Source organism: Bacillus sp. EB600, assembly GCF_024494385.1.
GTDB lineage: Bacteria > Bacillota > Bacilli > Bacillales > Cytobacillaceae > JAEVLT01.
Window position 1 is genome coordinate 23,214 of the sequence record NZ_JAEVLT010000046.1, and the last position, 10,710, is coordinate 33,923.

The 10,710-nt window shown below is 38.0% G+C and carries 8 protein-coding genes and 1 pseudogene; all 9 read left to right on the plus strand.

Going from position 1 to position 10,710, the window contains the following annotated elements; genetic code table 11:
• Window positions 1-285: 285 nt before the first annotated feature.
• The gene (locus JN080_RS25325) at window positions 286-1,776 is read left to right on the plus strand and encodes a hypothetical protein (RefSeq protein ID WP_256238737.1); all 1,491 of its coding nucleotides are present in this window, start codon (window positions 286-288) and stop codon (window positions 1,774-1,776) included.
• A 48-nt stretch (window positions 1,777-1,824) separates the two neighbouring features.
• Complete coding sequence (locus JN080_RS25330; protein WP_256238738.1) at window positions 1,825-2,388, plus strand: acetyl-CoA carboxylase biotin carboxyl carrier protein; 564 nt, start codon at window positions 1,825-1,827, stop codon at window positions 2,386-2,388.
• Between the two features lie 93 nt (window positions 2,389-2,481).
• The gene (accC, locus tag JN080_RS25335; protein WP_256238739.1) at window positions 2,482-3,825 is read left to right on the plus strand and encodes an acetyl-CoA carboxylase biotin carboxylase subunit; all 1,344 of its coding nucleotides are present in this window, start codon (window positions 2,482-2,484) and stop codon (window positions 3,823-3,825) included.
• 91 nt (window positions 3,826-3,916) lie between these two features.
• Window positions 3,917-5,137 carry a thiolase family protein gene (locus JN080_RS25340; protein ID WP_256238741.1) on the plus strand — a complete coding sequence of 407 codons (1,221 nt, stop codon included), beginning with the start codon at window positions 3,917-3,919 and terminating at the stop codon, window positions 5,135-5,137.
• Between the two features lie 341 nt (window positions 5,138-5,478).
• Window positions 5,479-7,071, plus strand: coding sequence for an acyl CoA:acetate/3-ketoacid CoA transferase (locus JN080_RS25345; protein ID WP_256238742.1), 1,593 nt, complete (start codon window positions 5,479-5,481; stop codon window positions 7,069-7,071).
• 39 nt (window positions 7,072-7,110) lie between these two features.
• Entirely contained in the window at window positions 7,111-7,242 is a 132-nt protein-coding gene (locus JN080_RS25350; RefSeq protein ID WP_256238743.1) for an FbpB family small basic protein, read from the plus strand.
• A 240-nt stretch (window positions 7,243-7,482) separates the two neighbouring features.
• Window positions 7,483-8,790, plus strand: a complete 1,308-nt coding sequence (locus JN080_RS25355) for an MFS transporter (protein ID WP_256238744.1) — start codon at window positions 7,483-7,485, stop codon at window positions 8,788-8,790.
• 243 nt (window positions 8,791-9,033) lie between these two features.
• Window positions 9,034-10,245 (plus strand): MFS transporter, encoded by a 1,212-nt coding sequence (locus tag JN080_RS25360; RefSeq protein ID WP_256238745.1) that lies wholly within the window; start codon window positions 9,034-9,036, stop codon window positions 10,243-10,245.
• 149 nt (window positions 10,246-10,394) lie between these two features.
• Window positions 10,395-10,625: pseudogene (locus tag JN080_RS25365) on the plus strand (NAD(P)H-dependent flavin oxidoreductase); the annotation flags it as partial.
• Between the last annotated feature and the right edge of the window lie 85 nt (window positions 10,626-10,710).

The window sequence follows — 10,710 nt, forward strand, 5'->3', positions numbered from 1 at the left end:
TATAAAATTTTTTCTAATTTTGTCATATAAAAGAACGATGTAGTTTTAAATGACAAAAAACATGGTATATTAAGAGCAACGATTTGTAATTTTAAAAATTATCAAAATAGTTAAAATTATGGAAGCGTTGACAATTGGTTGTTAGAAAGGAAGGACAAACAAGAGTAACTTCTATCCATGCATCATGAAAAAATAATAGTCATTTAGTTAAGAAACTAAATACTCATGACGAGTGAACATGGAAAATAAATCGTAAGAATACGGAATAATTGGGGAGGAAAAAGAATGTCAAAGAATTTACAATTTGTTGACACGACATTACGGGATGGAACGCAAAGTTTATGGGCAGCTGAATCACGTCATGGAATGATAGAAGCAGTTGCGGAAGATCTTGATCAGGCAGGTTTTGCAGTTGTTGAAGTACCGCTAATGCCGATCAATTTCAAGAAAATTATTCGTGAATTAAAAGAAGACCCTTGGGCAATGGCGAAAATGGTTGCTGAAAAAATGCCTAATGCTAAAAAAGCTTATATGGGATGTCCTACTATTTTTCCGTTTGAACTTCATGTGCCGCCGCTATCTGTTACCAAGCTTTTTTATGAGCGTATCGTTGGAATGGGAGCATTAAACCGCGTTCAAACGATGGCGAATATTTACGGTAATCTAGGTTCAGACCATCCATGGTTTATGCCGCATATGCGAAAAATAGGGGTGGAAACAGCTCATGGAATATCGTTTAGTATCTCTCCAAGGCATACAGATGAATACTATGCAGAAAAAACAAAGGAAGTAGCCGCAAATAAGCCGGATGTTATTTATTTAAAAGACCAAGGTGGACTGCTTACAGTTGAAAGACTTCAAACGCTGCTTCCTATCATTATAGAAAATTCCAATGGAATCCCTGTTGAATTACATTCACATTGTACGACAGGGTTAGCAGATGCTGTTTATACGGAAGCGATTAAATTAGGAGTTACGACTCTTCATACGGGAATTCCACCATTAGCGGATGGTTCCGGTCAACCATCATTATTCACTACGATTGAGAATACGAAGTATTTAGGATATAGCGCGGATCATCTTGATATGGAAAGAATTAAGAGAGTGTCAGAACGATTGATGAATATTGCGAAGCAGGAAAAACTGCCAATCGGAGCTCCTTTAGAATACGACTATTCACAATACGTTCATCAGGTTCCAGGAGGAGTAATTTCGAATTTAAGACATCAATTGAAAACGCTTAAATTAGAAAATAGAGTCGAGGAAGTACTTGAGGAAGTAGTAAAAGTAAGGGAAGAGCTTGGATACCCAGTCATGATTACTCCTTATTCTCAATTTATTGTAACCCAATCTGCTATCAATATTGCTACAGGTGAACGCTATAAAGTGGTCATTGATGAGCTTATTCAATATGCTGCTGGTGTATTTAATGAAGATTCTGGTTACACATGGATGGATGAAAATCTGAAAGATAAATTCTTAAGCATGCCACGTGCAAAGGAACTTTCATTAAATAATTATCCAGATGATATGCCGATCCATAAGGTAAAAGAGCAATTTGGCAGTGCGCACATGTCAGATGAAGAGTTATTAATGCGCTTCATCATGAAAGGAACATCAGATATTGAAGAGATGCGTAAGGCTGGTGCTCCGAGAAAGTATTTTTCAGCTTCAACCCCATTAATGGAACTTTTAAATAACTTAAGTAAGCAGCCAAGTATCAAACATGTTCAAATACAGGGACATCAAGGCTCACTTGTATTGTCAAACAAATAAGAGTAATAAATAAATAGTTTTATCTAACCATATTAGGAGGAATTTAAAATGACTAAGAATTTATTGGGAACGGATGTTGAAAGCATTACGAATCTTATCGAAAAATTAGAGGAATCTTCTTTTAATTATTTAAAGTTGGAAAATCAAGACCTTAAAATTGTGATTAGTAAAGAAGCGATTGCAGAAAGCAATGAAGGAAGCGTAAACAAAGAACAAGCAGCTCCAGTAAACAATGTTGTACCTTTTGTGAATGCAAATCTTGGATTAAGTGAGGTCGCAGCTGCAGTAGAATTACCGGTTGCGGAAAAAGCGGCACCAGCTCCAGTTCCTGCACCAAGCCAACCTGTTAAAGTTGTAGAAGAACAGTCAAATATTGTGCAAATCAAAGCGACAACCGCCGGTATCTTCTATGCAAGACCAGAGCCAGGCGCTGAACCTTATGTAAAAGTAGGAGATCAAGTAGAAAAGGATTCTACAGTTTGTTTAATTGAAATCATGAAGGTTTACAGTGCGATTTCTGCAGGTCTTGAAGGTGAAATTACTGAAATTCACGTTCAAGATGCTGAATTTGTGGATTATGGAACTCCTTTATTCTCGGTTAAAGCAAAATAATGTGAATTTCTTATTAGTGGAGGGCTTTAGGCCCCCACTAGTAAGTTCGGTAGAAACGTTAAATACATTTACTTATACCAAGGAGGCTATTAGATGAAAATTTTAAGGATCTTCATTATTAATCGTGGTGAAATTGCAACTCGGATTATTCGGACATGTCGGGTTTTAGGGATTGAAACAGTTCTTGCTGTTTCCGAAGCAGATCAAAATAGTTTACCAGCTAGATTAGCGGATCGAACAGTTTGTATCGGACCACCAAATGCTGCAAATAGTTATCTAAATATTCCGATTATTATGCAGACCGCCTTGTCAGTTGGGGCAAACGCGATTCATCCAGGTTACGGTTTTTTAGCAGAAGTACCTGAATTGGCTGAAGCTTGTGCGGAAAATGACATCATTTATGTTGGACCAAAGCCCGATCATATTAAGAGAATGGGAAATAAGCTTATTGCTAGAAGGATCGCACAAGAATGTGGTGTTCCCGTTCTTCCTGGTTCAGAAAAAGTAGCAACTTATGAAGAAGCAGCCGAAATAGCCGATCAAATTGGATTGCCGATCATGTTGAAAGCCGCAGCTGGAGGCGGAGGCCGCGGAATGAAGATCATTACGGACCGTGCAAACGTTAAAACGATGTTTGAATCCGCATCTGCAGAAGCGAAATCAGCATTTGGAGATGGAACGATGTATGTAGAAAAATATATTGCTAATGCCCGCCATATTGAGGTTCAAGTACTTGGTGATAAGTATGGAAATGCGATTCACCTAGGTGAGCGTGACTGTTCTACGCAACGCCGCCACCAAAAATTAGTAGAAGAAGCTATGGCACCGCGAATTTCAGAAGAGTTACGTGAGGAGATCAGAAGTGCGGCTGTAAAACTAGCAGACAATATTTCGTACGAAAATGCCGGTACAGTAGAATTTATTTTCGACGAAGATGAACAAAAGTTTTATTTCCTTGAAATGAATACTCGTATCCAAGTTGAACATCCTGTGACTGAAACTATTACAGGTGTGGACTTAATACAAGAACAAATTAATGTAGCAAATGGTGAAAAACTTCGGTTTGCCCAATCAGATGTAAAGTTCTCTGGCCATGCAATTGAATGCCGGATTAACGCAGAAGTACCTGAGGAAGGATTCCGCCCATCTCCAGGATTGATTACGAAATGGGAAATCCCACAAGGGCCAGGAGTGCGGGTAGATTCTCATTGTTACCAAGGATATACCGTACCTGTATTCTATGATTCAATGATTGCGAAAGTGATTGTTCATGGAGAGACCCGCGAACATGCTATTAAGCGAATGCTAGTAGCTTTAGATGAGTTTAATGTAGAAGGAATTAAAACTACTATTCCATTTTTGAAAGAAATTTTAAAGGATAAAGACTTTGTAAGTGGTCATGTTCATACACGTTTGTTGGAAAAAATGATGGCTTAAAATAATTGTAAAACAAGAGTCGGAAAGAGGATTAGCGGATAAATAATTATCTGAATTTGCAGAAAATAATTCAAAGAAAAAGGTGTTATATATGAGTAAAGTAGTTATCACAAGTGGAGCCAGAACAGCAGTAGGAGCTTTTCTCGGCGGTTTAAAAACCATACCAGTTGAGGAATTGGCATCAATCGCCATTAAAGAAGCATTAAAACGGTCTAATAATCTTGATCCAAAACTAGTGGATGATGTGGTGTTGGGTCATGTTGAATCATCTGGTGATGCCCCAAACTTAGGTAGAAATGCAGCATTACTTGCCGGATTAGATCATGTACCAGGTTATACCGTTAATCGTATTTGCGGTTCAGGTCTTCAATCCATCGTCAATGCAACGCAGGATATTTTATGTGGAAACTCAGAAATCGTAGTAGCTGGTGGGGCGGAAAGTTTATCAAGAGCCCCGTACTACCTGCCGTTAGAAGTTCGTTACGATGGTTTTAAAATGGGGAACCAAGAATTAAGGGACGCGAATACGAAATATCATCATAATTCTCAACCATATCCACAATTCCCGATTATGCACATGGGAAATACAGCAGAAAATGTTGTCAAAAGATATGAGATTTCAAGAGAAGATCAGGATTTATTTGCATACAACAGCCAAATGAGAGCGAAAGCAGCGATCGAAAATGAAAGATTTGCAAAAGAAATCGTTCCAGTAGAAATAAAAGGCAGAAAAGGTGCTGTTACGATTGTTGATCAGGATGAACATCCAAAACCACATACGACGTTAGCAGCACTGGCGAAATTAAGACCTGCATTTGAAAAAGGCGGATCCGTAACAGCAGGGAACGCATCCGGATTAAATGATGGCGGCGCAGCCGTTGTTGTAATGAAAGAGGAAAGGGCACAAGAACTGGGACTTACTCCTCTGGCAGAGATTGTTGATTTTGCGGTTGCCGGACTTGATCCATCTGTCATGGGACTTGGACCCGTATTTGCGATTCGAAAACTTCTTGAGAAAACAGGAATGGCAAAAGAAGATATCGATTTATATGAAATTAACGAAGCGTTCGCAGGTCAAATGCTCGGCTGTATGAAAGAATTAGATATGTATTTAGGGAGCCCATTATATGATCGAATCAATGTAAACGGCGGAGCCGTAGCACTTGGTCATCCACTAGGAATGAGCGGAACAAGAATTACGATTTCCTTAATGTATGAACTGAGCGAAAGAAATGCTAAATACGGTATTGCCAGCGCATGTATCGGTGGCGGTATGGGAATTGCTTTATTAATTAAAAATCCAAATGCTTAACTATTGTTATGATTTGGCTCTTTTCTAAAAGATTGTTGTTTTAAATAGGTTTTATGAAAGTTAACATTGATAGTTGATTGGAGCGGAAGGTGCGAGACTCCTGCGGGAGTAGCGGCACAGATGAGACTCCACAGGAGCAGAGCGCCGAGTAGGTTCAGCGCCCGCCCCGCGGAAAGCGAGCATCCTGGAGCGGATATCAACTACTTTCTCTTTTTGGAAAATAGAAATAAAGTTTTCGAAAACAGCCTTTGATTTCTTGCTAAGTGTAAGACTTAAGCACGAATTTTCTTATAAACATGATTGATTTGAATAGATAGATTAGATAAAGGGAGATGAAGATAATGAGTAAAATTATCTCAGTAGAAGAAGCAGCGAAACTAATAAAAGATAATGACTTCGTCGCGACAACTGGTACTTCAGGATTAGCCGGTTTACCTGAAGAATTGCTTGTCAGCATAGGAGAAAGATATAAAAAAGAACAAAGCCCGAAAAATATCACTTTTATGAATGGTTCTGGAATCGGAATTAACACTGAAGGCAGAGGAATGGATCATATTGCGCAGGAAGGCTTGATCAAACGTGTAATCTCTGGTCATGCAGGTTTCTCCCACCGTATGTCAAGACTGATCGTAGAGGATAAAATAGAAGGATACTTTTTTCCGCAAGGGGTCATCACTCAGCTTTGGCGCTCAATAGCAGGCAAAAAGCCAGGAGTGATCACAAAGGTTGGTTTAAATACATTGATGGATCCGAGAGTGCAAGGTGGAAAAATTAACACGGTGACAAAGGAAGATTTGATCAATGTCGTTGAATTAAATGGGGAAGAATGGCTTCACTATAAGAATCTCCCTGTCAATGTTGCAATTATCCGCGGGACGACAGCAGACGTAAATGGAAATATTACAACCGAACATGAAGTAGCAAACTTTGAAATTTTATCGCTTGCAACGGCTGTTCGGAATAGTGGCGGGATTGTCATAGCACAAGTTGAAAAGATTGCTGAAGCAGGGTCTCTTAAACCAAAAGAGGTTAGAGTGCCTGGTGTCATGGTAGACTATGTTGTCGTATCACAAAATCCGGAATACCACTATCAAACAATGGAAAGATACTATGATCCGGCCCTTTCCGGAGAGTTAAGAGTGCCTCTTGCCTCCATAAAACCAGCTAAGTTAGATGCGAAAAAAGTCATTTCAAGACGTGCAGCAATGGAATTATCCCCGAGCTCTGTCGTTAATTTAGGTGTCGGTATGCCTTCGTTAGTTTCAAGTGTTGCCACGGAAGAAGGCGTTGCAGATGAAATGACATTAACGGTAGAATTTGGTCTATTCGGAGGATCTCCTGCCCCAGGTATGGATTTTGGCGCTTCTTATAATGCGGATGCCATTATTAATCACGATAACATGTTCGATTTTTATGATGGCGGCGGGCTTGATGTTACATTCTTAGGACTGGCTCAGCTTGATCAGCATGGAAACGTCAATGTCAGCAAATTCGGTCCAAGAATTATGGGACCGGGAGGATTTATTAATATTAGCCAGTCTTCCAAAAAAGTCGTGTTCATGGGTCAGTTTACTGTAGGGTCAAAAGAAAAATTTGAAAATGGTCAAATTGTGATCGAAAACCATGGAAAAGGGAAGAAAATTGTCGATCATGTAGAACAGATTACATTCAGCGGTGAATATGCATCGAAAGCAGGCATTCCAGTTTTATACATCACAGAAAGAGCTGTCTTTGATGTTGTAGACGGAAAGTTGAGAATAATTGAAATTGCCCCAAGCTTGGATTTGGAAAAGGATATTATTGACTGGATGGAATTCAGACCATTAATTTCTGAAAACTTGAAAACAATGGATCCTTCTATATTCCAAGAGCAATGGGGAAATTTAAAAAGCATCATTGAAGAGAAGAAAAATTTTACTCTTGCATATAACTAAAAAAATGCTTCTCTAGTAAATAAAGAAGGTGAATGAAAAATGACAAAACGAAAAAAGCTTTCGTTTGCGGAGCTTGTTAAGGAAAATAAACTTCAATTGTTACGTGATCATGCAGCAATTGAAAAAATCGAAGAAAGATTAGAAAAAAAACATTTAAGTAAAGCACAATAGTATGTAGCATTCTTTCCTATTTATGAAATCTCTTTCATAGGAGATACTTAAATAGTAGATTCAGAGAGTTATTTACAGTGGTACAAGTGGTTAATTAGGAAAGGGCTTTGTTCAAAGGTATAAACAAGCCATTGAGCAAAAGACTCTTTCCTAATTTATTGATTGATAAATAATTACTAATAATATGAATTATTAAAATAATGTTATTTAAGATGGAATACGACTGGAGGATGAAAAGTTATGAACGAAGAAATAAATTCCTTGGAGCAAATAACCGTAAAAAAAATAATGAAACGAATTGTCCCCTTTGTGTTACTTTTATACATTATTGCATTTTTAGACAGGGTCAACATGGGGTATGCTGCACTTGAAATGAATAAGGAATTGGCATTGTCAGCTGAAGTATTTGGGCTGCTTTCTGGTATTTTCTTTATTGGGTACTTCTTATTTGAAGTTCCAAGTAACATCCTGATGGAACGTTTTGGAGCAAAAATCTGGATTACAAGAATAATGGTTACTTGGGGAATCGTTGTTGTTTTAACTGGTTTCGTACAATCCGCGACTCATTTATATATTGTTCGTTTTTTACTGGGTGTCGCTGAAGCCGGGTTTTTTCCAGGAATCATTCTTTATCTTACGTACTGGTTTAGATCAAAAGAAAGAGGGCGTGCTTATTCCCTATTCCTGATTTCAATGCCTCTTGCAGGACTGATCGGAGCTCCGGTGTCTACGTGGATTCTCGACAATATCAGCTGGTTTTCCTTTTCTGGATGGAGATGGATGTTCATTTCGGAAGGATTGTTAACCATTATTTTAGGAGTTATTTGTTTTTATTATTTAACCAACCGTCCTCGTGATGCGAAATGGCTGACAGGTGAAGAGAAGGAATGGATCGAGCAAGAATTAGAAAATGAAAGAGCAATGAATAAAGAGGAAAAAGCCCCTAAAATGGCCGTGTTGAAAAACGGTAAATTGTGGTCATTTGCCTTTACTTACTTTGGAGTCTACACAGGGGTTTACGCTTTATCGTTTTGGCTTCCAACGATTATTCATAATTTTTCAGGACAGCTATCGAATACGACAATTGGGTATATCGCCATGATACCCTCCCTGGCTGCCATTATTTCCATGGTTATTTGGGGGAGATATTCGGATCGGAAATTGGAAAAGAAAATGTATGTCATTCTCCCAATGATTTTGGCGGCAGTCGGATTTGCCGGTACTGCATTTGTCAAAAGTCCTATTCTTGCCGTCGTTTTAATTACATTTGCTTCAATGGGATTGTACAGTTTTACAGGTCCATTTTTTGCGATGTTATCATTGTCATTAAGTGAAAAACAAGCAGCTGTGGGAATTGCTGCTGTTAATACACTGGCAAGTCTGGGCGGCTTTTTGGGGCCAATAATTTTAGGATCTTTTAATTTTATGAGTGGAATGATCTTTATAGGAGTGCTTTTAATTGCTTCGTTCCTTCCACTTTTAATGATAAAAAGAAACGAAGTCCAATTAAAGGACCTGGCAGATTCATCTTTGGAAAAGGTAACATGAAAATAGAGGAATGGATCTATAATGACTTGTAAGTAAAATTAATTTTGGAGTATAACTTGAAGAATTGAAGGTTACTAAATAAAAAGACTGTAAAGCTTTACTGAACTTTGCCGTCTTTTTCATTCAAATTCTAACCAGATAAAAATCCGGTAGTATTGGAATCAGATTGTGCCAGGGATTCTCTAGTTTCATTGTTTATTAAACAATTTCCATAACTAAATGATAGAAAGAAAGAGGAATTTTATGAGGCAAACAAATGAAATAAAGATATGGACAGGACCATTTTTGGTGGCACTGATTAACAACTTCTTTTTATTTATTGTTTATTACGCATTATTAACGATTTTACCTGTTTACATTCTTGGTGAATTAAATGGAACTAAAGGTCAAGCAGGACTGGCAATGACACTATTCATGCTGTCAGCCATTGTCGTGAGACCTTTTTCAGGGAAAATCATTGAGTTGTTAGGCAAAAGAAAAACGCTTCTCATTTCTGCGTTTTTCTTTTGCCTATCATCAATTCTATATATTTTTGTTGCTTCGCTTTCTTTACTCCTTGTCCTGCGATTATTTCATGGTATTTGGTTTAGTATTGTCACGACAGTGTTAATTGCGATTGCTAATGACATTATTCCAGAAGGCCGCAAGGGGGCAGGGCTTGGTTATTTTGCGTTGTCTATGAATTTAGCGGTTGTGTTTGGTCCATTTATCGCAATTGCTGCATTACAATGGTTTTCGTTTAAAGTATTATTCATTGGCCTTGCTATTATCGTCGTAATTGGCTTTTTATTCACATTTACTTTGAAAGTTTCAGAATATCAGCCTCAACCTTTAGCGGTGAGACATCATCGTCTTTCATGGCACGATTTCTTTGAAACAAAGGCTATTCCGATTGCAACTGTCGGATGTTTAACAGCATTTGCTTATGCCAGTATTATGACTTTTATCTCCGTATATGCACAGACAAGAGGAGTATTTGAATATGTAAGTTTATTTTTCATTGTATTTGCGGCAGCGATGATGATCGTTCGTCCTTTAACTGGTCGAATGTATGATACGAAAGGTCCTAATGCTGTCATTTATCCTTCATTCATCACTTTTGCAGCTGGATTATTCCTATTAAGCAATATGCATTCTGTTTCGACATTATTAATAGCAGGGGTTCTAATTGGAATCGGTTACGGATCCATTGTTCCGTGTTTCCAAGCATTAGCGATTCAATCGGCACAAAAACATCGAAGTGGACATGCGACTTCAACGTTCTTTACATTATTTGATTCGGGTATGGCAACAGGGGCTTTTGTGTTGGGGATTGTCTCATTACAATGGGGCTATTCCACGTTGTATATTTTATGCGGTGTAGTAATCCTCTTGACAATTCCAATTTATTGGAGATTAGTAAATGGAAAAAAAGAGATTTTCTACGGTGGACCTATATATAGTCAAAGAGAATAAAAAGCATTCTTACCATGTTGTAGACATAATGTGAAATGGTTTTAGTGTAACATTTTTAAGCTGTATATTGATAATACTATGGAAAACAGTGATTTACCTATCATCAAATAGTGGTCTTTCCAAATTAAAATACTTAGGAGGGTTAAAAAATGAGAACACGAATTACTGATTTATTAAACATTAAATACCCAATTGTCCAAGGTGGATTAGCATACTTAGGCAATGCTGAACTTGCTGCGGCAGTGTCCAATGGAGGAGGCCTTGGTCAGATTACGGCGATGACATTATTCACACCAGAGAGATTAAGAGAAGAGATTCAAAGAGTCAGAAGTTTAACCAGTAAACCTTTTGGGGTAAATTTTGCTATGAATGCTTATAATGTTGTTAATGACAATGTTTTTTGACCGGAAATTGACAGGATTAGCTGTCCATACTTTGCTGGAGATTCTGTCCAAAAAAAAGGGG

Bases quoted from the DNA above. Each gene is read 5' to 3' on its own strand.
- JN080_RS25325 (WP_256238737.1), top strand. From the start codon at position 286: ATGTCAAAGAATTTACAATTTGTTGACACGACATTACGGGATGGAACG.
- JN080_RS25330 (WP_256238738.1), top strand. From the start codon at position 1,825: ATGACTAAGAATTTATTGGGAACGGATGTTGAAAGCATTACGAATCTT.
- accC (WP_256238739.1), top strand. From the start codon at position 2,482: ATGAAAATTTTAAGGATCTTCATTATTAATCGTGGTGAAATTGCAACT.
- JN080_RS25340 (WP_256238741.1), top strand. From the start codon at position 3,917: ATGAGTAAAGTAGTTATCACAAGTGGAGCCAGAACAGCAGTAGGAGCT.
- JN080_RS25345 (WP_256238742.1), top strand. From the start codon at position 5,479: ATGAGTAAAATTATCTCAGTAGAAGAAGCAGCGAAACTAATAAAAGAT.
- JN080_RS25350 (WP_256238743.1), top strand. From the start codon at position 7,111: ATGACAAAACGAAAAAAGCTTTCGTTTGCGGAGCTTGTTAAGGAAAAT.
- JN080_RS25355 (WP_256238744.1), top strand. From the start codon at position 7,483: ATGAACGAAGAAATAAATTCCTTGGAGCAAATAACCGTAAAAAAAATA.
- JN080_RS25360 (WP_256238745.1), top strand. From the start codon at position 9,034: ATGAGGCAAACAAATGAAATAAAGATATGGACAGGACCATTTTTGGTG.